Origin of the sequence: Amycolatopsis sp. NPDC059657 (genome assembly GCF_042734395.1) — a bacterium.
Taxonomy (GTDB): Bacteria; Actinomycetota; Actinomycetes; order Mycobacteriales; family Pseudonocardiaceae; genus Amycolatopsis.
Window position 1 is genome coordinate 1 of record NZ_JBHWEB010000056.1, and the last position, 22,185, is coordinate 22,185.

Consider the following 22,185-nt stretch of genomic DNA (forward strand, 5'->3'; position numbering starts at 1 on the left):
CGACCGACATAGGCCGTCACCCCGGCTTCCGCCTAGTTCCTACCACAAGCCCCTTCCAAGGGCCCGCACGGAAGAGGGTGCACTAGTGACCGACCGGACCCGCCCCGACCTGAACGCGCTGCTGGCCGCGAAGGGTTTCCGAGACTGGATCCGCGAGGGCTGGGAACCCGACGCGGAGGCCGTCGAGATACCGCCCGGCGCCGCCGAAGCGGCCGCGGCCCACCGCGCCAGGCTGGCCGCCGAGCTGCCGGGGCGCCGGATCGCGCTCGCGGCCGGGCGTGCCAAGGTGCGGTCCAACGACACGTTCTTCGAGTTCCGCGCGGACAGCGACTTCGTCTGGCTCACCGGCTGCCAGCGCGAAGGCGCGATCGTGGTGCTCGAGGACGACAAAGCGGTCCTGTACGTGCCCAAGCCCGCCGAGCCGGACGAGGCCGATTTCGTCGGCGACGCGAACAACAGCCCGCTGTGGGTCGGCTCCGCGCCTGGTCCGCGCGCGTACGGCGAGGCGCTCGGCATCGAATGCCGCCCGTTGGAAGACCTCGCGTCGGGCCTGCGCGGCCTCAACCCCGCGGTGCTGGCCGGCGCGGGCGTCGACCCGATGCTCGACGCGTTCGGCTTCGGGCACAGCGAGCGGCTGCGCACGGTCCTCGCCGAGCTTCGCCGGATCAAGGACGACTGGGAGATCGGCCAGCTGCGCGGCGCGGTCGACGCCACCGCTCGCGGCTTCGCCGACGTGCTGGCCGCGCTCCCGGAAGCCGTGCGCGGCGGCGGCGAGCGCTGGCTGCAGGGCACCTTCGACCGGCGTGCCCGAGCCGAGGGCACCGGCCCCGGCTACACCTCGATCATCGCCGCAGGCCCGCACGCGCCGATCCTGCATTGGACGCGGTGTTCGGGTCCCGTGAACGACGACAGCCTTGTGCTGCTGGACGCCGGCGTCGAGCTGGATTCCTTGTACACAGCGGACATCACGCGCACCTTCCCGGTCGGCGGCGAGTTCACCGCTGCCCAGCGCAAGGTGTACGACCTGGTGCACGAGGCACACGTCGCCGCTCTGGCCGAGGTGCGGCCCGGCCACGACTACGGCGCGTTCCAGGAGGTGGCGCTGCGGGTGATCGCGACGGGCTTGCACGACTGGGGCCTGCTTCCGGTTTCGGTGGACGAGGCGTTGTCGGCGGACGGGCAGCAGCATCGGCGCTACATCGTCTGCGGCACCGGGCATTTCCTCGGACTGGACGTCCACGACTGCGCGGCGTCGAGCCCCGGCGCCTACCGGCAGGGTGTGCTGGCCGAGGGCATGGCGCTGGCCGTGGAGCCCGGCCTGTACTTCCACGCTGGCGACCTCACGGTCCCGCCCGAGCTGCGCGGCATCGGGATCCGCATCGAGGACAACGTCGTGGTCACCGCTTCGGGCCATGACCTGCTCTCGGCGGCCTTCCCATCGACGGCCGCCGAGGTCGAGGCCTGGGTCCGCGCCGCTTAAGGCTCGTGAGTGGTACGGCCGGTTCTAACCGGTCTAACCACTCACGACCCCTCGTTCAGGCGTGCAAGGGCCTGCGCGAGTGGTAACTCTGCGGCGTTGGATGCAGCAGAGTTACCACTCGCGGCCCGTCCGAGCCTCGCGACGTGAAGATCCCGCCGGACTGTCCGGAGCACGCCACATTTGCCCTTCCCCTCAAGATAGAACCGCCCGCAACGCGCACGAGTCAGTAATCGATCGTGTGCCCGGCCAGTATCTGCTTGGCCGCACCGGTCACCGGCAGCCCGGCCGCAGGCCGGTCAACGGTGAAGTACTCCCGGAAGTTCTGGCTGAACTGCCGGGTCATCAGCGCGATCGTCTTGTCCCAGTTCCCGCCATCAGGACCGTTCGACGCCCACAGGTCCAGGAGCGACGAACCGACCCGCCCCTGCACGGTGTCGCCCCGATCCCACCCGGGCGTGGCGGCGTCGTTGACGAAGCTGTACGAGTAGCCGTTGTCGTACACGTACCGGTAGTCGCCGAGCGCGTAGGCCGCGACGGCGTCGGCGAAGCCTTCGGTCCACGCGCACGAGGTCGAGCTGCTGCGTTCGATGTAATGCGGGTTGCAGCCGGTGACCTCGGGGAACGCGCGGCCGTAGAGCTGCCACTGCAGCCAGTGCCCGGCTTCGTGGAGCACGAGGTGCTTCGAGTCGGGCATGGTCGCGCCGAGGAAGACGTAGTTGGTGCCGGGGTAGTCCCAGTAGCCGCCGTCCGCGACCCGCGGATCCCAGACGAAGGTGATCTCGTCGCACCGGCCGTTGGCTTGGCGGGCCGTCCAGCAACTCGACGACGGGTTGGCGCGCTTCCAGTACAACAGGTTCAGCGTGTCCACGACCTTCCACGCGCGCTGCAGCGAAGCCGGGACCTTGACCGTGCCGAGATTCACCGTGCCTGCCACGTTCGTGCGGTGTGCCGAGTCGAAGGTGTACTCGGCGGTGTTGTCCGCGGCCTTGATGACCCGCCACATCGCGGTGCTGCTCGACCGGAACCGCACGTACGCCTCGGTCAGTGATCCGTTGGCGCAGGCGGAAAAGCGGCCGTCGGACGCGCCGGTGATCCCCGAGGCGAGCCGGGTCGTGGAACCCGAGGTGCGGCCCCAGAGTTCCCAGTTCGCGTTGCGGGCGACCTGGGTGCGCAGCGGCTTCGCCGTTCCGGCTTCGGCGTCGAGGTGGTCGTAGGCGAGCGTGCCGGTCAGGCACGCTCCGGCGGGCGCGGCCATGGCCGGGGTGGGGGAGAGCGCCGCCATCAGGCCGAACGTGGTGGCGAGTGCGGCGCCGAAGGCGCGAAGCCTGCTGCCGGACGATGAGGGTCTGCGGAGCACCTGCACGGGTTTCTCCTTGCTCGAGTCGGGTGTGTCAGGGGTCACACTGTGGTTGGTGAAGGAGTTTCGGCCCGCTGGGTATCGGCCACCATCGCGTGGCCCCATCGGCCACGGCTATGCCCCCGTTGTCGTGGGCGCGTGGCATGATGATCGGCAAAGCGAACGACGTTCGTACGGTTTGCCGAACGATCAGGGAGACGTGGTGGAGGACGAGGCACCCTCGATCCGGGACATGCTGGCGGTCAACCTGCGTGCCGCCAGATCGGCGCGCGGGCTGTCGCTCTCGGAGCTTTCCCGGCGCTCCGGCATCGGCAAGGCCACGCTCTCGCAGCTGGAGTCCGGCGGCGGCAATCCGACCATCGAGACGGTGTTCAGCCTGTCCCGCGTGCTCGAGGTCGCGATCTCCGATCTGCTCGACCGCCGCGCGGGCGGCGCGTTCACCGTGGTGCGGGGAGCCGACGTCGAGGTGCTCCGAGGTGAAGGCGTCGATCTGCGCCAGCTGCGCCGGATCGAGACAGGCGACGGGGTTTTCGAGCTGTACGACCAGGTCGTGCGTGGTGACGCGGCGCAGCGTTCGCAGGGGCATGCCGGGATCGAGCACACGATCGTGCAGACCGGGCGGCTCCAGGTCGAGGTCGCGGGCCGGACCGTCGAGATCGGCCCCGGTGACTACGTCGCGTTCGACGCCCGCGAGCCGCATCACTACACCGCGCTCGAGGCGCCGGTGCACTCCGTGCTGCTCCTGCAGTACCGCGCGGACGAACGGCTCGACGGCCAGGCGCACCCCGTGCTGAACGGTTGACACTCTCCCCGGCCTCGACTTACCCTCCGATCGTTCGCTTTACCGAACACGGGAGGCTTAGTGAACCGAACGCGGGTGGTGGTGCTCGGCGCGGGCATCATCGGCGCCGCGTGCGCCCGTGAGCTGAGCCTGGCGGGCTTCGACGTGCTCGTCGTCGACCGAGGCAGGCCTGCGGGCGGCACCACGTCGCACGGCGAGGGCAACATCCTCGTCTCCGACAAGGGACCTGGCGCCGAACTCGCGCTCGCGCAGTTGTCGGCGCGGCTGTGGCCGGAGATCGCCGCCGAGTACCCGCAGGCCGAATACGATCCCAAAGGCGGCATCGTCGTCGCCACGACCGACGACGGCGCCCGTTCACTCGCCGCGTTCGCGGAAGCGCAAATCGAGGCCGGAGTGGTCGCGGAGCCGTTGTCTCCCAAGGAACTCGCGGCCGCCGAGCCCGCGCTGACCCGTGACGTGACGGCGGCCTTCCACTACCCGCAGGACGCGCAGGTGCAGCCCGCCGGGGCCGCTCTGGCGTTGCTTGGGTCCGCGTTGCGGCACGGCGCCCGGCTGCGCGTCGATACCGAGGTACTGGGCGCGGTCGTCGTGGACGGCCGGATCACCGGCGTCCGCGTGCCGGGGGAGGTGCTCGGCGCCGACGTGGTCGTGAACGCGGCGGGCCCGTGGGCGGGGGAGTTGTCGGCCAGGCTCGGCGCCCCGATCGCGGTGCGGCCGCGTCGCGGGGAGGTGCTGGTGACGATGCCGATGCCCGGTGTCGTCCGGCACAAGGTCTACGACGCCGACTATGTCGGTGCGGTCGGCGCCGGTTCGGGCGCGTTGCAGACCTCCGCTGTCGTCGAGTCGACTTGGGGTGGCACGGTGCTGATCGGCTCCTCGCGCAGGCGGGTCGGGTTCGACGACACGATCCGGCCGGGTGTGCTGAGCGCCATCGCGGCCAAGGCGTTGCGCCTGTTCCCGGCGCTCGCCGAGGTCGCGGTGATGCGCGCGTACGGCGGGTTCCGGGCCTATGTGGACGATCACCTGCCGGTGCTCGGCGAAGACCCGCGCGTCGCGAACCTGTGGCACGCCACGGGACACGAGGGCGCTGGCATCGGACTGAGCGTCGGCACCGGGCTGTTGCTGCGCGAGTCGCTGACCGGTGCGACGCCGTCGATCCCGATGGAAGAGTTCACTGTGGACCGTCCGGCGGTGCTCGCGTGACCGTCCGCATCATCGTCGACGGCGAACCGGTGACCGGTGTCGCGGGTCAGTCCGTGGCGGGAGTACTGCTTGCGTCCGGCCGGATGTCTTGGCGCACAACGCGTTCCGGCGCGCCGCGCGGGGTCTTCTGCGGCATCGGCGCGTGCTTCGACTGCCTGCTCACGGTCAACGGCGTGCCCGATGTCCGGGCCTGCAGACGGCCCGCCGTCGACGGCGACGAGATCCGCACTCAGACCCGGCAGGAGGATGCGTGAAGCACGTCCTGATCATCGGCGCCGGGCCCGCCGGGCTCGCGGCGGCCGAGCACGCGCTGCGCGCCGGTGCGCGGGTCACGATCCTGGACCAGTCGGAGGTCCCCGGCGGCCAATACCACCGGGGGCACGCGAATTTCGACTCGTTGCTCGCCCGGTGCGCGTGGTGGCCGAGCAGTTCGGTCTGGGCCATCGAACCGGAACTCCGGGTGCACGTGCTGCGTGGCCCCGCCGACGGGAGCGACCGGGAGCGGCACACGCTCACCCCGGACGCACTGATTCTCGCGACCGGCGCGCACGACCGGACATTGCCGTTCCCCGGCTGGCAACTGCCCGGCGTGTACACCGCGGGCGCGGCGCAGGCGTTGGCGAAAGGCGAACGCGTGGCGATCGGCCGCCGCGTGCTCGTCGCCGGTGCCGGGCCGTTCTTGTTGCCGGTAGCGGAATCCCTGCTCAACGTGGGCGCCGAAGTCGTCGCCGTGCTGGAGGCCAATCCGGCCACGACCGTCCTCAAAGGATGGTCATCGCCCGCGGCCGCCAGCCCCGGCAAGGCGGGCGAGCTGATCCGGTACGCGGCCGCGTTGGCGCGGCATCGTATCCCGTATCGGACAGGCCGAGTGGTCGTCGACGCACGGGGTGACGACCGCGTCCGTTCGGTCGTGACGGCTCGGGTGCGTGCCGACTGGTCGGTCGTCGCGGGCACCGAGCGGGCATACGAGGTCGACGCGGTCTGCGTCGGCCACGGTTTCGTCCCGCAACCCGAACTGGCCGTCGCCGCGGGCTGCGCTCTCGACGGCGGATTCGTGCGGGTCGACCAAACTCAGCGCACCACCGCCGACGGCGTCTTCGCGGCGGGGGAGATCACCGGCATCGGCGGCGCGGTCACCGCCGCCGCGGAAGGCGCGGTCGCCGGATGCGTTGCGGCGGGCGGACAACCCGGTCTCGCTTTGCTCCGCGCCCGTGATCGAGCTCAGGCTTTCGCGGGCCGGCTGGCCGTTGCCCACCCGATCGGCGCGGCCTGGCGCGGCTGGCTGCGCGAGGACACCATCGTGTGCCGTTGCGAGGAAACCACGTACGGCGAACTCGCCCGTGCGGCCGCCGATCCGGCCGAACCGGGCTCGCAGGCGCTCAAGCTCGGCACTCGCGCGGGGCTCGGCCCGTGCCAGGGCCGGATGTGCGGACCCACCGTGAGCGAACTCTGTGGCCTGCCCGAACGCCACCATCGCCCGATCGCCCAGCCGATCCGGCTGGGCGAACTCGCCGACCAGAAGGAGAATCCCGCATGAGCACCCCCGACCTCGGCGGCGTCGTCGTCGCGACCGCGCTGCCGTACCGCGCCGACGACTCGGCGCCGGCGGGCCTCGCGGTCGACTACGACGCGTACGCCGAGCACTGCCGCTGGCTGGTCGGCAACGGCTGCCGCGGCGTCGGCCCCAACGGCTCACTCGGCGAGTACTCCTCACTCACCGACGAAGAACGCCGCCGCGTCGCCCGCACCGCGATCGAAGCGGTCGGCTCGGACGGCATCGTCGTCGTCGGTGTGCACGGCCCCGGTTCCCACCAGGCCAAACACTGGGCGGAGGCCGCGGCCGAAGACGGCGCGCATGGCCTGCTCTGCCTGCCGCCGACCCTGTACCGCGCCAACCGAGGCGAGGTGCTGGCCCACTTCGAGGCGGTGGCCAGTGTCGGGCTGCCGGTCATGGTCTACAACAACCCCTTCGACACCAAGGTCGACCTCACGCCCGAGCTGCTGGCCGAGATCGCGGCGATCGACAACGTGGTGGCGGTCAAGGAGTTCTCCGGCGACGTCCGCCGCGTACTCGAAATCCGCGAGCGCGCACCGGGCCTCGACGTGATCAGCGGCGCCGACGACGTCGTGCTGGAGAGCCTGTTGATGGGCGCGACCGGCTGGTTCGCCGGTTTCCCCAACGTCTTCCCCGCCGAGTCGGTGCGCCTGTTCGACCTGGCGACCTCGGGCAAACTCGCCGAGGCGAAGGCGTTGTACGAACCGCTCGTTGCGGCGTTCCGCTGGGACTCGCGCACCGAGTTCGTCCAGGCCATCAAGCTGGGCATGGACCTCGTCGGCCGGTACGGCGGACCATGCCGTCCCCCGCGCGGCGCGCTCACGGACGAGCACCGCGAGCAGGTCACCGCCGACATGCGCCGCGCGCTGGCTTCGCTGGGGGTGTCGTAAGTGCGCTCGACCAGGGCGATCACCGCCGTCGACTCCCACACCGAGGGCATGCCCACCCGAGTCGTCACCGGCGGCGTCGGCACGATCCCCGGCGCCACGATGGCCGAGCGCCGCAGGCATTTCATCGCCGAGATGGACGACCTGCGCCAGTTCCTGATGAATGAGCCCCGCGGCCACTCCGCCATGAGTGGCGCGATCCTCCAGCCGCCCTGCCATCCGGACGCGGACTGGGGCGTGATCTACATCGAGGTGTCCGGCTGCCTCCCCATGTGCGGCCACGGCACCATCGGCGTGGCGACGGTCTTGGTCGAGACCGGCATGGTCGAAGTGACCGAGCCGAAAACCGTGGTCCGCCTCGACACCCCCGCGGGCCTGGTCCACGCCGAGGTCGACGTCCACAACGGCCGCGCGTCGCGGGTGACCCTCCGCAACGTCGCCTCCTTCCTGGCCGATCGCGATGCCGTGGTCGACGTCCCCGACCTCGGCGAAGTCCGTTACGACCTGGCCTACGGCGGCAACTTCTACGCGATACTCGAACTGTCCCAAGTGGACATACCGTTCGAGCGTGCGTCGAAGGACCGCATACTGGCGGCGGGGCTGTCGATCATGGGCGCGATCAACTCCCAGCGCCCGCCCCGGCATCCGGCGGACCCGTCGATCGAGGGCTGCAAGCACGTCCAGTTCCTGGCGCCGGGTTCGAACGCCCGCGTCTCGCGCAACGCCATGGCGATCCATCCTGGCTGGTTCGACCGCTCACCGTGCGGGACCGGCACGTCGGCTCGGATGGCCCAGCTGCACGCGCGCGGCGAACTGCCGTTGCACACGGCGTTCGAGAACCAGTCGTTCATCGGGACGAGCTTCACGGGCCAACTGATCGCTGAGACGACCGTGGGGGACCTGCCCGCCGTGGTGCCCGAGTTCTCCGGACGGGCTTGGATCACCGGTACCGCCACCTACCTGCTCGACCCGGACGACCCGTTCCCGGCAGGCTTCGTCCTCTGACTCGCCCGAAGACGTGAACGCCCCGTTCGCAACGCTCGACGTTGTGAACGGGGCGTTCACGTGTATTGGCCCGAGCGGCACCCTACGGAAGTCTGCTGCACCGGTTCAGGTGGGGACTTTGCGCGAAACATGCGCTATACAGAGCACATCATGCTTGTTCATGCGTGAAAGGTGCCATAAATAAGCAGAGTTGCGCATTCGCTCGGGTGTTTGGCCGCTGTGGTCGCGCTCGGGCTGGCGCCCGCCGCGGCCTATGCCGACCCGGCCGCGGGGCCTGAGGGAAGGCTCGGCGATCTCACCGGGATCGCCGCCGAGGGCGCCACCGTCACCCTGAAATCGGGGGCAGCCGCCGTGCGCGTCAGCTTCCCCGCGGAGTCCGCCGTGCGGGTCTGGCTGGCGCCGGACGGCACGTTCACCGATCCCGCCGGCAGCAAGATCGTGCTGCCGCGCGGTACCACCCCCGTCACGCCCACGCGCGCCGACAAGGGTTCGTACTGGGCCATTTCCACTGGCAAGGCGACCTTGCGGGCCTACAAGCATCCGCTGCGGTTCGCCCTCTACGACGGCGCCGACCGCAAGCAGCTGTGGGCGGAGTCGGCGCCGCTGTCGTGGACCGGCAAGACCACGACGCAGAGCCTGAGTCGCGGCGCCACCGAACAGTTCGTCGGCGGTGGCGAGCAGAACGGCCGGTTCAGCCATCGCGGCCAGACCATCAAGATCTTCGCCGATGACAACTGGAACGACGGCGGCGCGCCCAACTCGCAGCCGTTCTACGCCTCGACCGCCGGCTATGGCGTGCTGCGCAACACCTTCGCGCCAGGCAGCTACTCGTTCAACGAGCCGGTCGCGACCACCCATGACGAGCGGCGGTTCGACGCGACGTATGTCGTCGGAGCAGGGCTCAAGGACGTCATCTCCGGGTACACCGATCTGGTCGGGAAGCCCTTCCTGCCACCGATCTACGGGCTCGAGACCGGCGACTCCGACTGCTACCTGCACAACGCCAACCGCGGCGAGCGGCACACGCTCGACGCGCTGAAGGTCGCCGACGGCTACGTCGCCAACGGCATGCCGAACGGCTGGATGCTGGTCAACGACGGCTATGGCTGCGGCTACGAGAACCTGCAGCAGACCGGCGAGGGACTGCGCAAGGACGGGATGCAGCTCGGGCTGTGGACCGAAGACGGCGTGCCGAACCAGGCCGACGAGGTCAAGGCGGGCGTGCGGGTGCGCAAGCTCGACGTCGCGTGGGTCGGGCCCGGCTACCAGTTCGCGCTCGACGCCTGCGACACCGCGTACAAGGGCATCGAGGACAACAGCGACGCGCGCGGGTTCGTCTGGCAGCCGGTGAGCTGGGCGGGCGCGCAGCGATGCGGTGTGCTGTGGAGCGGTGACCAGGCCGGATCGTACGACTACATCCGCTGGCAGATCCCGACCTACGCGGGCGCGACGACCTCCGGTATCGCCTACAACACCGGCGACATCGACGGCATCTTCGGCGGCAGCCCGCAGACCTACGTCCGTGACCTGCAGTGGAAGACCTTCCTGCCCGCCGCGATGACCATGGACGGCTGGGCGTCGTCCGACAAGCAGCCGTGGCGTCAGGGCGAGCCGTACACCTCGATCAACCGCAAGTACCTGATGCTCAAGGAACGCCTGCTGCCCTACACGTACAGCTACTCCGTCCAGGCGCACCAGACCGGCGTCGGCCAGGTCCGGCCGCTGGCGCTGGAGTACCCGGATGACCCGAACGTGTGGACCGACAAGGCGAAGTACGAGTTCCTGTCCGGCACCGACTTCCTGGTCGCGCCGGTGTACGAGAAGTCCACTGTGCGCAACGGCATCTACCTGCCCAAGGGCACCTGGGTCGACTACTGGAGTGGCAAGACCTACACCGGTCCGACCACTGTGGACGGTTATGACGCGCCGCTGGACACGCTGCCGCTGTTCGTCCGCGCCGGTGCCGTGGTGCCGATGTGGGCCGAGGGTACGAAGTCGTGGCAGACGCGTGACAAGGGCGTGCTCGACCTCGACGTCTATCCCAGCGGCAAGGGCGGGTTCACGCTCACCGAGGACGATGGCATCACCCGCGGCTACAAGACCGGCGCGCAGGCCAAGCAGGAGTTCACTGTGGATGCTCCGGCGTCCGGCCCCGGCACGGTGACGGTCGGGATCGGCGCGAGCAACGGCTCCTACAACGGGAAACCGGCCTCGCGGAACTATAAGCTGGCCGTCCACACAGGAACCAAGCCGGGTTCGGTGCAGGCCGGTAACGGGACGTTGCGTCAGTACGGAAGCAAGGCCGAACTCGACGCCGCGCCTTCCGGCTGGTGGTTCGATCCGGCCGGACAAGGCGTGGTGCGGGTGAAGACCGGCAAGATCGGCGCCGGTGACCGCCAGGACGTGCGGCTGTTCGGTGCGAGCGCGGTCGGCGGGTTCTTCCCCGAGGACAACAAGGGCTCGGTCACACTGGCGGTGCCATCGCTGGTCGCGCCGGGGCAGTCCGCCGACGGCACGCTGAGCTTCACCAACGGCACGCCGCTGCCCGTGAGTGACGTCGCGTTCTCGTTGCCCGCCAACGGATTCCGCGTCGAGATCCCGGCCGCTCCCCGGTTCGTGATGCCGGGCCAGACGGTCAAGGTACCGGTGAAGCTGACGCCCGAAGCCGCGCTGAAGCCGGAGGACTACCAGCTCACGGCCAACGCGACGTACAAGGCCAGGCTCGGCGACCATCGCGTCACCGACTCGGCGACGGTCACGGTCCCGTACGCGTCACTCGCGGCGGCGTACGGCAACGTCGGCGTCACCGACACCGCGCACGCCACGGTCGGCGATCTCGACGGGGGTGGCAGCAGCTTCCGCGCGGAAGGTCTCGCCGAAGCCGGGTTGAAGCCGGGTGGGACGTTCACGGCCGGGGGAGCGCAGCTCACGTGGCCGTCGGCCGACGGGTCCAAGCCGGACAACGTCGTCGCGGCCGGTCAGACCATCGCGGTGACGGGCACGGGCTCGAAGCTGGTGCTGACCGGCACCGGAACGGGCACGGCGAAGGGAACGGTCGTCGTCCGCTACGCCGACGGCTCCACCAGCCAGGCCGATCTCGGGCTCCCGAACTGGTGTTGCGTCGATCCGGCGCAGTACGGCGCGGCGACGGTCGCGACGGTGCTGGGCAAGAACACCCGCACCGGCCCGGCCTATCCGACGGTGCCGTACCGGGTGTTCGCCAACACGGTCCCGCTGACCGCGGGCAAGCAGGTCGTGGCGGTCACGCTGCCGTCGAACTCGGCGCTGCACGTCTTCGCGGCGGGGATTGGGTAGAGGGACTCGTGAGTGGTACGGCCGGTTCTAACCGGCCAAAACACTCACGACCCTTATACGACCAGGACCTCGAGACCCGCCGCTTCGAACGCGGCCAAGGTCTCGGGGTCCGCGTCGGTGTCGGTGACCAGGGTGTGGACGCGCTGCGTGAGGCAGATGCGGGCGAAGGCGCGGCGGCCGAGTTTGGAGCCGTCGGCGACCGCGACGACCCGTTCGGCGCGCTCGACCATGAGGTGGTTGATGCTGGCCTCGCCCTCGTGGTGGGCGAACGCGCCGGCCTCGGGGTCGAAGGCGTCGACGCCGAGGAAGAGCAGGCTGAGCGTGAGCTCGCCGAGTACCTTGGTGGCCAGCGGGCCGCTGAGCTCGAAGGACTGCGGACGCGCCACACCGCCGGTGACCACGATCTTGACGTTCGGGCGGACCGCGAGTTCGTGCGCGATGTTCAACGCGTTCGTGACCACGGTCAGTGCCGTCAGGTCGGCGCGCAGCGAGAGCGCGCGGGCGACGCCTGCCGTGGTGGTGCCGCCGTTCAGGCCGACGACCATGCCGGGCGTGACGAGTGCGGCCGCGGCGGCGCTGATGCGCTGCTTTTCCGGGACGTGGCGGGCGGTCTTGTAGCGCAGCGGGAGGTCGTAGGCGAGGTCGTTCGCGACCGCGCCGCCCCGGGTACGGGTGAGCAGCTGCTGTTCGGCGAGGTGGTCGAGATCGCGCCGGATGGTCGCGGCGGAGACGTCCAGTTCGACCGCGATGTCCTCGACATCGATCTTCTCCCGCTGCCCGAGCAGGTCCAGCAGGGTGCTCAGCCGTTCGTGCCGGGCCATCCGTTGTCACTCCTCGGTGTGCTCAGGCGCTCGTCATGCGGAAATCGTAGCGCGGCGGCAGCGGCGCGTCGGTTAGGGCGGCCCAGGTGTCCGAAAGCGACGTTTCGCCCTCGCGGATGTTCGGGATCTCGAACCCGGCTTCGAAGATCGCCAAAGCACCCACGCGGTCGCCCAGCGCGAGCAGTGCGCGGGCGAGCAGGAGCCGCGCCCGGCCGCTGGTCAGACCCTCCACAAGCGACACGACCCGCGCGGGGTCGGCCTGCGCTTCGGCGGCCTCCAATATCAACGGGACCAGCGAAGGAGCGAGTGCGAGCGCCCGGTCATACAGCCCGGGGTCTGCCGAAGCGACCGCGAGATTGCGCAGTGCCCAAGGGTTTTCGGCCGCGGCGACCGAAGCCGTCCACGCCGCGACGGCGTCGTCGCGGCGACCGGCACGCCAGCGCGCGATCCCGCGGTGATACCAGGTCAGCCAGTTGTCCGGGGTGTGTTCCAGCAGGTCGGACCAGTAGGCGTTGACCAGCGTCGGCGGGGGAGGAGCAAGCGGGTCACCGGTGGGCGGCTCACCGTCGAGCAGGGCGAGCCACGGCGCCTGAGCAGGTCCGAGCGAGTCGGCGGGAAAGGGCGTGCCGGGCAAGTGTGCGATCATCCGCCGGGTTTCCAGCGCGCCCCAGCCGGAACCCTGATGCAGCAACGGTCCCGGCTCGGCATCGGCTACCTTTCGCCAAGCCTCGAAGCACGACTCGATCGTCTCCTCGGATGGCAGCATGCGAGCCACCGAGTCCACAGCGGACGTCCATTCCGGACTGTGGGCGGCGTCGGCGGTCACCGGGCCGTATGCCTCCAGCCAGTCCCAAGACTCGCCTGCCGGTAGCCGCAGATGCTCCAGCTGGGTACGGGCCAAACCGGCCTGGATCTCGAGGTAGCCGCCCGCGCCCGGCGCCAGCCACTCCTGCCAGCGCCTGCCGCCCGCCGACTCACCCCAGACGAACAGCTTGCGCCCGCGCAGCCGGTCGGTCGACACCTGCGCGAGGCCTGAGCCATCGGCTTCGACCGCGGCGATCCACGGACGCGAGTTCACCTCGAAGAAGTAGTCGGCGGCCGCGTCCGCTCGCGCCGGGTAGGTCAGGTCGCCGGGGACGTCGACAAGGTCGAGACGCCCGGTGTAGCCGAAGTGCCACGCGCCGGTCGCCGGGGCGAGCACGCGGGTGCCCGCGGTCTGCGGCACGGCGATGTTCGACCACCAGTACACCGGGACCTCGTGCGGATGCGGGTTCCGGATCCGCACGCCGACCAGCAGGAAGTCCGAACCGTCCGGCAGGAAGAAGTCGAGCTGGAACGGCAGGTCACGCGTGCGTTCCCACTCCCAGAGCCGCAGCACCGGCGTCCCGTCCGGACCCTCGGCACGTGCGGCGAACATCGGCGCGCAGGTCAAAGTCGTGTGGCCGGTGCTGCCCAGGTTCCATTCGACACCACCGGCGAACCACGCGTCGCGCAAAGCCAGGTTCGCGGGCTGGAACACCGGGTTGCGATACAGCAGCTCGCGGCCGGACGGCTTGTGGAACAGCGAATACAGGCGCCCGCCCAGCGATGGCAGCACGGTCGCGCGCACGCGGTCGTTCTCCAGCACCAACGCGGGCAGCGACCGCTCCTCGCGCGAGCGCGTGTAGCCGTCCTGCAGATGGCAGGGGAGCACGGTGTCGAGCCGCCCGTAGCCCAGGCCTGCCGCCAGGTCGGCAGGCAATTCCTCCACATTGGACACAGACTGCGGAGCGATGGGTTTCACCAGCGGTGGCAACGGGTTCTCGGCGCCGAGTTCGGCAGCGGGCAACCTCAGCGAAGTGGCGTACAGCTCGGTCATGGCAGCCGGTCACCCGTCGCCTGGTCGAACAGGTGCGCCGTCTTCGGAGCCAGCTCGATCTTCTCGCCGCGCTGCCACGGCGCCATGCCCGGCGTGCGGACCGTGAGGACCTGGCCGCCGCTCGTGCGGCAGTACAGATACTGGTCGCTGCCCAGCTCCTCGATCACCTCGACGGTCGCGGCCAGCCCGGTGCCGCCGATCTCCCAGCCCTCCGGCCGGATCCCGACGACGATGCCGGGGCCAGTCAACGCCGAGCGCTGCTCCGGCGTGAGCGGCAGCCGCGACGAGCCGACGATCGCGCCGTCGCCGTCCACTGTGGTCTCCAGCAGGTTCATCGCCGGTGACCCGATGAACCCGGCGACGAACACGTTCACCGGCCGCGCGAACAGCCCGACCGGGGTGTCGCACTGCTGCAGGATGCCGTCCTTCAGCACCGCGACACGGTCGCCCATGGTCATCGCCTCGACCTGGTCGTGCGTGACGTAGATCGTCGTGATGCCGAGCCGCCGCTGCAGCGACGCGATCTGCGTGCGGGTCTGCACCCGGAGCTTGGCGTCCAGATTGGACAGTGGTTCGTCCATCAGGAACACGCTCGGCTCGCGCACGATCGCCCGGCCCATCGCCACGCGTTGCCGCTGACCGCCAGAAAGGTTGGCGGGCTTGCGGTCGAGGTACTCGGTCAGGTCCAGTACCTTGGCCGCCTCGCGGACCCGGCTTTCTCGTTCGGACTTGGCCATCTTCGCGATCTTGAGGTGGAACCCGATGTTCTCGCCGACTGTCATATGCGGGTACAGCGCGTAGTTCTGGAACACCATCGCGATGTCACGGTCCTTCGGCGCCAGCTCGGTGACGTCGCGGTCGCCGATGTGGATGGTGCCGTCGTCGACCCCCTCCAGCCCGGCCAGCATCCGCAGCGTGGTCGACTTGCCGCAGCCGGACGGGCCGACCAGCACCAGGAACTCGCCGTCGGCGACTTCGAGGTCGAGCCCGTCCACCGCGGGCCTGGCGACCCCGGCGTAGAACCGCGTGGTGTCGCGGAAGGTCACGGTTGCCATGGGAGTTCCTACTTTCCGGCGCCGAGCGTCAGTCCGGTGATGATCCGGCGGGCGAGCACGAGATAGAGCACGAGCATCGGGAGCACCACGATGGCGACACCGGCGATCAGTCCGCCGTATTCCGACTGGTAGCTCGCCGCCCCGTAGAAGGTGAACAGCGCACGCGACAAGGTGAAGTGAGCCTGGTCGTGCAGAAAGACGATGCCCAGCAGCGTCTCGTTCCACAGCCCGATCGCGTTGAGCGTCAGCGCGGTGATCAGGCCGCCGCGCGCCAGCGGCAGCATCACCGAGAAGAACGTGCGCACCGGCGACGCGCCGTCGATCGCGGCGGCCTCCTCCAGCTCGTCCGGCAGCGAGCGGAAGAACCCGGTCAGCAGGAACACGGTGAACGGAATCGACAGCGCCACGTACACCAGGAACAGGCCGTACTCGTTGTCCAGGTGCAACTTGGACAGCACGACGAACAGCGGGATGATCACCGTCTGGAACGGCACGCCCATGCCGATGGCGACGAAGTTCGTCATCCCGTTGGAGCCGCGTTTACCCAGTCGTGTCAACGCGTACGCGGCCGGTGCCGACACCGCCACTGTCACCACAGTGGACAGTCCAACCAGGACCACGGTGGTGAGCACGGCGTCGCCGAAGCCCGCGTTGTTCCAGGCGTAGACGAAGTTTCGGAACGGTTTGCCCTGCTTGAACCATTGGTACGGCAGTGAGAACGGCTTGGTGAAGATCTCCACCGGCGTTTTGAACGCCGCGGTGATCAGCCAGTACAGCACCAGCAGGTTGCCGGCGGTGAACAGCCAGACGATCGCCGAGCCGAGCAGCCGCAACGGGCTCACCTTGCGTGAGCCAGGCGCGGGCCGTGGTTTGCGTGGCACCTTGCGTGCCGGCTTCGGCGCGGCGCGCACGACCGGCGGTGTGTCCGTTATGGACATCGTCTCTCCCTCAGAACTGGATCGCGTCACGGCGCATCAGCCGCCGCAGCAGCACGACGAGCAGCGAAACCAGTGCGATCATCGCCACCGCGCAGGCACAGGCGGCGCCGAAGTCCGGCGTCCCGTTGGACCCGAAGGTCCGGTCGAACACGTACACGCCGAGCGTCCACGCCTGGTTCGGCGGGGCGTAGGTGCCCGGCCCGGCCAGCACGAACACCAGCTCGAAGATCTTGAGCGCGTTGATCGTCCACAGCACCCCGGCGACACCGACCACGTCCCAGGTCATCGGCAGCGTGATGTTCCGGAACTTCTGCCACGGGGACGCGCCCGCCAGTGAGGCGTCCTCGTAGAGATACGGGGGGATCCGGTCGACCGCGGCCATCAGGATGGTGATGTAGAAACCGGAGCTCGCCCAGATCAGCGAGGCGGTCACCACACCGGTCACATTGGACGGAGCGAGGAACTTCGCCGCGTCCGCGCCGACGTGTTCGAGCAGGTAGTTCGCGAGGCCCTGTTTTCCCGGCTGGTACTTGAAGACGAAGCCGAGGAACATGCCGAGCGCGACCGGGGCGACGATGTTGGGGAAGAACAAGATCGCCCGCACCACCTTCCCGCCCCGCATGTCCCGCAGGACCATGGTGAACAGGAACGCCAGCGCGAACGTGCCGATGCCGCCGACGAAGACGTAGAAGAGCGTGTTCCGGAAGGCGTACTGGAACGAGTCGCTCTGCCACATCTGCGTGTAGTTCGTGACCCCGTTGGCCTGGGGCGTGTCGCCCGCGCCGGACCAGCTGGTGAAGCTGAGCACGACGGTGGCGATGGTCGGCAGCACGAGAAAGGCCAGGTAGAGCGCCAGTGCGGGGACGGCGAACGGCCAGAACAGCCGCCGTTTCCGCCGCGCGTGCGCCCCACCCATGGTCAGCGTCGTCATCGGCCTTGGCTCTTCCAGAACTCGGCGCCCTTGGCCGCGAGCTGCTCGACGAACTGCTGCGGCGTCAGCGTGCCCTTGAGCAGCGCGGTGTCGGCCGGGTCGAAGACGTCGGTCTGCCACTTGCCGCCCGCGATGCCGTCGATCCCGTCGTACTGGAGCACGTGCTCCTTCTTCGTGTCGTCCATCGCGGCCTTGACCTGCTTCAGGTCGTCCGGCACGGCGAGGTCGGTGCGCGGCACGAGGTTGTCGGCGACCGCGGGGATGCCGGAGAGCAGGTCCTTGTTGAGGAAGTAGGCGATGAACGCCTTCGCCGCCTCGGCGTGCTTGGCCTGCTTCGGCACCGCGAAGCCGATCGACATCTGCTCGACCGTGTCGTGCGTGGCCTCCGGCGGCATCGGGAACTGGAACGAGCCGTAGGCGACCTTCGTGCCGGAGCCCTGCTTGTCGAGGTACTCGCGCGTCTCGCTGGGCGCCCAGGTGCCGACGTAGAGATACTGCGAGTCGCCGTCGGCCCAGCGCTGCTGGATCTGCGGGAACTTCGCCGCGTCCCAGCCGTCGATGAAGTACTTGGGCAGGCGCGCGGTCTGTGTCGCGGCCTTGAGGAAACCGGGGTCGGTCAGCCACGCCTGGCCGGTCTTGTCGGTCGCCGCCTTGTACAGCCCGCCCGCGCCGACGTAGCGCTCGGCGAGCTGGGTGAAGAAGTACATGTTGTAGAACGGGATGTCGCCGTCCTGGCTGATCGCGGCCTTGCCGTCGGCCTTCGCCTTGTCGAACAGCGCGATCAGGTCGTCCATGGTTTTGGGCTCTTTGAAGTCCTTGACCCGGTCCTTGCCGTACCACCAGGCGCTGGACTGGACGGTGTACGGGACCATGAAGTTGTGGCCCTCTTTGTCCTTGTTCTGCGGGAAGTCGTACGAACTCGGGGCCAGCACGTCCTTGACTGTCTTGTCACCCTCGCCGACCTTCATGGCGAAGACGTCGTCGACGCTCTGCGTGCCGCCCGGTGCCATGATGGCCGCGCCGACCTTGCTGACGTCCTGGTCGAACAGGTCGGGCACGGCGCCGGTGTTGAGCGCGGGCACCAGGTTCTGCGTGTACGCCTTGCGCCCCAGCCACTGGACGGTGACCTTGACGCCGGTCTTCTCCTCGAAGCACTTGAAGGCCTTCTGCAGCACCTTGCCCTGCGGCTCGTCGGCCGTCCACATCGCCCAGTAGGTGAATTCCTTGTCGGAGGCGGGTTTCGTGCCCGCTTCCGGACAGGGTGCGGAGAGGAACTGCTCGACACCGGGCAGCGCGTTCTCCCCGGTGCTCGGGGTGTCGGCGGCGCCGTCCCCGCAGGCGGTGAGGGAAATCCCGAGCGCGGCCGCGGCCGTCACTGTCATGACCTTGCGTCGTCGCATGGCAACCTGCCTTTGTCTTGTGTCGAGCATCTGTCAACAACTCCGCTCAAGGACCGTGAGCAGCCGCTGGACTTCGGCGGCGACCGCTTCGCGCCCGGCGCCGAGGTAGCGGCGCGGGTCGACCCGGTCCGGATGCGCCCGCCAGTCGCCGGCGGCGGCCGCGGTGAACACCTTGTTCAGCTGGGTGGCGATATTGATCTTCGTCATCCCGGCGTGGACGGCGGCGGCGAGCCCGTCGTCCGGCACGCCGGAAGAACCGTGCAGTACCAAGGGAACCGGCACCCGGTCGCGCAACCTGGCGATCAGGTCGACGTCGAGCGCCGCGTCCCGCGTGAGCATCGCGTGCGAGCTGCCGACCGCGACGGCCAGCGCGTCGACCCCGGTGGCCGCGACGAACTCGGCGGCCTGGTCGGGGTCGGTGCGCGCGCCGGGCGCGTGCACGCCGTCCTTGCCGCCGACCTCGCCGAGTTCGGCTTCGACCCAGACCCCGGCGTCGTGGCAGTACTTGGCGATCTTGCGGGTCGCGGCCACGTTGTCCGCGTAGTCCATTGTGGACGCGTCGAACATCACCGAGCTGAAGCCGAGCTTGACCGCTTCGCGGACCAGGTCCGGTGATTCGGCGTGGTCGAGGTGCACCGCGACGCGGACGCCCGCCTCCCGTGCGGCGGCCAGCGCGGCGACCCCGACCGGGGCGAGCGCGCCGTGATAGCGGACCGCGTTCTGGCTCAGCTGCACGATCACGTCGGTTGTCGCGGCGGTCGCGCCCGCGATGATCGCGGTGATGTGTTCGAGCTGGATGGCGTTGAACGCGCCGCAGCCCCGGTGCCGTGCACGTGCGGCACCGACGATCTCGCCGGTGGACACCAGCGGCATGGCAACTCCTCTAGGACGGGTGGACCGAGATCAGGTCTCGTTCGCGGCGGAAGTACGGGAGATCGACGTCGCCTGCCAGCGCGCCTCGGACAGCGGCGCCGGACAACGCGACGGCCTCGCGGAGAATGCACGGCCAGGAGTCGCGCCGGAGCAGGCCGAGCGCGATCGCGGCGACGGCCGCGTCACCGGCACCGGTCGGGTTTCCGGTCAGCGCGACGGTCGGGGTGGCATGCCAGGTCCCGCCCTGAGTGACGGCGAGCATGCCGTCCTTGCCGAGCGAGACGAACACCGCGCCAGCTCCGGCCTTGCGTAGCTCGGCGGCGGCTTTCTCGGGGTCGGCCAGGCCGGTCACTTCGCGTAGCTCGTCGAGATTGGGCTTGACCACGGTGGGTTTCGCCTTGAGCCCGGCCAAGAGTGCTTCGCCGGAAGTGTCCAAGATCGACAGTCCACTGAGGAGCGTGGCGTACCCGTCGCTCGGGCATCCCGGCGGCAGGCTGCCGGAGCAGACCAGCACGTCCGTTGCCTGCTGATGCACGGCGCGGCCGAGTGTGGACCACTCGGCTTCGGTGATCTCCGGGCCCGGCTCGTTGAGCAGGGTCGTGGTGTCGCCGAGGACGGTGGTGGTCCGGCGGGTCTCTCCGGCGATCGGGACCAGCTTGGCCGGGATCCCGGTGGCGGCGAGGTCGTCGGAGAACGCGTGGCCGGTCCGCCCGCCGATGGTGGCGATGGCGCGGACGTCGACGCCGAGCGAGTGGAGCACGCGGGCGACGTTGACACCCTTGCCACCCGCACGCTGGCGTATGTCTCGCACCCGGTGGGTCTCGCCTGGCTTCAGGCTGTCCACTGTGTACGTGACGTCGAGCGCGGCGTTCGGCGTCACGGTGACGATCATTGGTCCGCTCCCAGCGCGAGCAGTCCGGCGCCGAGGCAACCGGCCTCGTCGCCCAGCTCGGCCCGCCGCAGCACTGGCTTCCGCTGGAAGGTGAGCTGGGTCTTCGCGTCGATCCGTTCCAGCAAGCCGGGTGCTTCGAACAGGCCGCCGCCGAACACGACGACCTCGGGCGCGAGCAGGGTGGCGAGCAGCCTGAGCGCGGCGGCCAGCGCGTCGACGGCTTCGGCCACGATCACGGCGGCGTCCGGATCTCCTTGGCGGGCAAGGACTTCGCGTGCGCCGTCGACCGGGATGCCGGACCGTTCGGTATACCGCCTGGCGATCGCGGCCGCCGACGCGACGGCCTCCAGGCAGCCGGTCGCGCCGCAGCCGCAGACGGCATCGTGTCCGATGTCGACATGCCCGAGCTCGCCGGCGCGGCCATCCGCCCGGTAAGGCCGCCCGGCGAGCAGCAAAGAGGCCGCGATCCCAGTGCCTACCGGGACGAAGGCGACGTCGCCGAAGCCACGCGCGGCGCCGAGCCGGTGTTCGGCGACGCCACCGGCGGTGACGTCGTGCCCGAACACGACCGGCATGTCCAGCCGCGCGGCGAGCAAGTCGGCCATGGGCACGTCACGGAACCCGAGATTGGCGGAGAACTCCGCCAGTCCGTTGTGGACGACGCCCGGTACGACGACACCGGCTTTGCTTATGGGTCCTGCGGTTTCGTCAAGTTCCTTGATCATCGCGGCGGCCTGGTCGGCGACGGCGATGCCGGGTTCCGCCCCGCGGGCGGTCGGCCGCCGGAGTTCGGCGACCCGCTTGAGACTGTCGCCCGCCGGCTCGTACACCGCGGCCTTGACCGTGGTGCCGCCGACGTCGACCGCCGCGACCCTGTTCATGTCAGCTCAGCACTACGGAGCGGGTGAGGCTCCGAGGCCGGTCGGGGTCGAGGCCCTTGCTGGCGGCGATCGCACCGGCGAGGCGTTGCGCGCGCACGAGATCGGCGAGCGGGTCGAGTCCACTTTCGACAAAGGTGCCGCCGGTGCGCCGGACGTCCTCGGCCAGCCCGTCCGGCGCGGTGCCGAACATCCAGGTCACCCGGCCGGGCTCGGCGATGCTGATCGGGCCGTGCCGGTAATCCCACGCCGGGTACGACTCCGACCAGAACAGGCACGCCTCACGGAACTTGAGCGCCGCCTCGTGCGCGATGCCGACCGACCAGCCGGTCCCGAGAAAGCTGAACTGCTCGGCGGAAAGCAGTTCCGGCGCGAGCGGTTCGGCGAGCACCCGCTCGGCCTGCTTCGCGACCGGCTCGATGTCCTCGCCGAGATGCGTGCGCAGCAACGCCAGCGCGCTGGTCGCGAACCGCGTCTGCACGACCGAACGCTCGTCGGCCGACGACAGGTCGACCACCGCGTCGGCGGTCCCGTCGACCTCGGCGGGCACCCCGGTGATGACGGTGGTCGGGCTGACCCCGCGCATCTTCGCCAGCAGCGACCGCACCTCGGTCGTGGTGCCCGACCTGGTCAGCGCGATGACGTGGTCATAACGCCGCTGGAGCGGGAATTCCGAAGCCGCGAACGCGTCGGTCGCGCCGTGCCCGGCCTGCTCGCGCAGCACCGCGTAGGCCTGCCCGATGAACCACGACGTCCCGCACCCGGCGATCGCCACCCTCGCTCCCGGCTCGGGCAACAGCCCGGCGACGGAGCCGGCCAGCGCGGCCGCCTCACGCCAGCAGTCCGGCTGGCTGGCGACCTCGGCCGCCATGAAAGTCCCGCTCATGTGCTCCCCATCAGTGCCCGGTCATGCGCAATGACCACACCGTAGGTGC

At 69.7% G+C, this 22,185-nt stretch carries 19 protein-coding genes; 8 read left to right on the forward strand and 11 right to left on the reverse strand.

Annotated elements, in window-relative coordinates; all coding sequences use genetic code 11:
- The first annotated feature begins 85 nt into the window (after positions 1-85).
- Positions 86-1,480, forward strand: a complete 1,395-nt coding sequence (locus tag ACFV15_RS27310) for an aminopeptidase P family protein (RefSeq protein WP_378353464.1) — start codon at positions 86-88, stop codon at positions 1,478-1,480.
- Positions 1,481-1,703: 223 nt separating this feature from the next.
- Here ACFV15_RS27310 and ACFV15_RS27315 read toward each other — a convergent pair whose 3' ends face one another.
- Positions 1,704-2,843, reverse strand: coding sequence for a metalloprotease (locus ACFV15_RS27315; RefSeq protein WP_378353466.1), 1,140 nt, complete (start codon positions 2,841-2,843; stop codon positions 1,704-1,706).
- A gap of 196 nt (positions 2,844-3,039) precedes the next feature.
- On the opposite strand from ACFV15_RS27315, the gene ACFV15_RS27320 reads away from it, so the two are divergent.
- From ACFV15_RS27320 to ACFV15_RS27350, 7 genes are all read left to right on the forward strand, one after another.
- The gene (locus tag ACFV15_RS27320) at positions 3,040-3,639 is read left to right on the forward strand and encodes a helix-turn-helix domain-containing protein (protein WP_378353467.1); all 600 of its coding nucleotides are present in this window, start codon (positions 3,040-3,042) and stop codon (positions 3,637-3,639) included.
- A gap of 60 nt (positions 3,640-3,699) precedes the next feature.
- Entirely contained in the window at positions 3,700-4,842 is a 1,143-nt protein-coding gene (locus ACFV15_RS27325) for an NAD(P)/FAD-dependent oxidoreductase (protein WP_378353469.1), read from the forward strand.
- Complete coding sequence (locus ACFV15_RS27330; RefSeq protein WP_378353470.1) at positions 4,839-5,096, forward strand: (2Fe-2S)-binding protein; 258 nt, start codon at positions 4,839-4,841, stop codon at positions 5,094-5,096. The genes ACFV15_RS27325 and ACFV15_RS27330 overlap by 4 nt, the downstream gene beginning before the upstream one ends.
- A complete protein-coding gene (locus tag ACFV15_RS27335) occupies positions 5,093-6,379 on the forward strand; it encodes an NAD(P)/FAD-dependent oxidoreductase (RefSeq protein WP_378353472.1) in 1,287 nt (428 codons plus the stop codon). The genes ACFV15_RS27330 and ACFV15_RS27335 overlap by 4 nt, the downstream gene beginning before the upstream one ends.
- Entirely contained in the window at positions 6,376-7,287 is a 912-nt protein-coding gene (locus ACFV15_RS27340; protein WP_378353474.1) for a dihydrodipicolinate synthase family protein, read from the forward strand. Before ACFV15_RS27335 ends, ACFV15_RS27340 begins: the two co-directional genes overlap by 4 nt.
- Complete coding sequence (locus ACFV15_RS27345) at positions 7,288-8,289, forward strand: proline racemase family protein (RefSeq protein ID WP_378353476.1); 1,002 nt, start codon at positions 7,288-7,290, stop codon at positions 8,287-8,289.
- Between the two features lie 219 nt (positions 8,290-8,508).
- Positions 8,509-11,604, forward strand: coding sequence for a TIM-barrel domain-containing protein (locus ACFV15_RS27350; protein ID WP_378353564.1), 3,096 nt, complete (start codon positions 8,509-8,511; stop codon positions 11,602-11,604).
- 53 nt (positions 11,605-11,657) lie between these two features.
- Here the strand turns inward: ACFV15_RS27350 and ACFV15_RS27355 are convergent, their stop codons facing one another.
- The 10 genes from ACFV15_RS27355 to ACFV15_RS27400 are packed head-to-tail and all read right to left on the reverse strand — an operon-like array spanning position 11,658 to position 22,136.
- Positions 11,658-12,425 (reverse strand): DeoR/GlpR family DNA-binding transcription regulator, encoded by a 768-nt coding sequence (locus ACFV15_RS27355; protein WP_378353478.1) that lies wholly within the window; start codon positions 12,423-12,425, stop codon positions 11,658-11,660.
- A 22-nt stretch (positions 12,426-12,447) separates the two neighbouring features.
- Entirely contained in the window at positions 12,448-14,283 is a 1,836-nt protein-coding gene (locus tag ACFV15_RS27360; RefSeq protein ID WP_378353480.1) for a DUF5107 domain-containing protein, read from the reverse strand.
- Positions 14,280-15,338, reverse strand: coding sequence for an ABC transporter ATP-binding protein (locus ACFV15_RS27365; RefSeq protein WP_378353482.1), 1,059 nt, complete (start codon positions 15,336-15,338; stop codon positions 14,280-14,282). Before ACFV15_RS27365 ends, ACFV15_RS27360 begins: the two co-directional genes overlap by 4 nt.
- A gap of 8 nt (positions 15,339-15,346) precedes the next feature.
- Positions 15,347-16,276, reverse strand: coding sequence for a carbohydrate ABC transporter permease (locus ACFV15_RS27370; RefSeq protein WP_378353483.1), 930 nt, complete (start codon positions 16,274-16,276; stop codon positions 15,347-15,349).
- A 10-nt stretch (positions 16,277-16,286) separates the two neighbouring features.
- Positions 16,287-17,207 carry a carbohydrate ABC transporter permease gene (locus ACFV15_RS27375; RefSeq protein WP_378353485.1) on the reverse strand — a complete coding sequence of 307 codons (921 nt, stop codon included), beginning with the start codon at positions 17,205-17,207 and terminating at the stop codon, positions 16,287-16,289.
- A complete protein-coding gene (locus ACFV15_RS27380) occupies positions 17,204-18,607 on the reverse strand; it encodes an ABC transporter substrate-binding protein (RefSeq protein WP_378353487.1) in 1,404 nt (467 codons plus the stop codon). Before ACFV15_RS27380 ends, ACFV15_RS27375 begins: the two co-directional genes overlap by 4 nt.
- 33 nt (positions 18,608-18,640) lie before the next feature.
- On the reverse strand, positions 18,641-19,480 hold the full coding sequence (locus tag ACFV15_RS27385) for a class II fructose-bisphosphate aldolase (protein ID WP_378353489.1): 840 nt from the start codon (positions 19,478-19,480) through the stop codon (positions 18,641-18,643).
- A gap of 10 nt (positions 19,481-19,490) precedes the next feature.
- The gene (locus tag ACFV15_RS27390; protein ID WP_378353490.1) at positions 19,491-20,372 is read right to left on the reverse strand and encodes a 1-phosphofructokinase family hexose kinase; all 882 of its coding nucleotides are present in this window, start codon (positions 20,370-20,372) and stop codon (positions 19,491-19,493) included.
- Positions 20,369-21,253, reverse strand: coding sequence for an ROK family protein (locus ACFV15_RS27395; protein ID WP_378353492.1), 885 nt, complete (start codon positions 21,251-21,253; stop codon positions 20,369-20,371). Before ACFV15_RS27395 ends, ACFV15_RS27390 begins: the two co-directional genes overlap by 4 nt.
- A gap of 1 nt (position 21,254) precedes the next feature.
- The gene (locus ACFV15_RS27400; protein ID WP_378353493.1) at positions 21,255-22,136 is read right to left on the reverse strand and encodes an SIS domain-containing protein; all 882 of its coding nucleotides are present in this window, start codon (positions 22,134-22,136) and stop codon (positions 21,255-21,257) included.
- Positions 22,137-22,185: the final 49 nt, after the last annotated feature.

Excerpts from the sequence above, each read along its gene's own strand:
- ACFV15_RS27340 (WP_378353474.1), top strand. The coding sequence starts at position 6,376 with ATGAGCACCCCCGACCTCGGCGGCGTCGTCGTCGCGACCGCGCTGCCG.
- ACFV15_RS27355 (WP_378353478.1), bottom strand. The coding sequence starts at position 12,425 with ATGGCCCGGCACGAACGGCTGAGCACCCTGCTGGACCTGCTCGGGCAG.
- ACFV15_RS27360 (WP_378353480.1), bottom strand. The coding sequence starts at position 14,283 with ATGACCGAGCTGTACGCCACTTCGCTGAGGTTGCCCGCTGCCGAACTC.
- ACFV15_RS27365 (WP_378353482.1), bottom strand. The coding sequence starts at position 15,338 with ATGGCAACCGTGACCTTCCGCGACACCACGCGGTTCTACGCCGGGGTC.
- ACFV15_RS27370 (WP_378353483.1), bottom strand. The coding sequence starts at position 16,276 with ATGTCCATAACGGACACACCGCCGGTCGTGCGCGCCGCGCCGAAGCCG.
- ACFV15_RS27375 (WP_378353485.1), bottom strand. The coding sequence starts at position 17,207 with ATGACGACGCTGACCATGGGTGGGGCGCACGCGCGGCGGAAACGGCGG.
- ACFV15_RS27380 (WP_378353487.1), bottom strand. The coding sequence starts at position 18,607 with ATGCGACGACGCAAGGTCATGACAGTGACGGCCGCGGCCGCGCTCGGG.
- ACFV15_RS27385 (WP_378353489.1), bottom strand. The coding sequence starts at position 19,480 with ATGCCGCTGGTGTCCACCGGCGAGATCGTCGGTGCCGCACGTGCACGG.
- ACFV15_RS27390 (WP_378353490.1), bottom strand. The coding sequence starts at position 20,372 with ATGATCGTCACCGTGACGCCGAACGCCGCGCTCGACGTCACGTACACA.
- ACFV15_RS27395 (WP_378353492.1), bottom strand. The coding sequence starts at position 21,253 with ATGAACAGGGTCGCGGCGGTCGACGTCGGCGGCACCACGGTCAAGGCC.
- ACFV15_RS27400 (WP_378353493.1), bottom strand. The coding sequence starts at position 22,136 with ATGAGCGGGACTTTCATGGCGGCCGAGGTCGCCAGCCAGCCGGACTGC.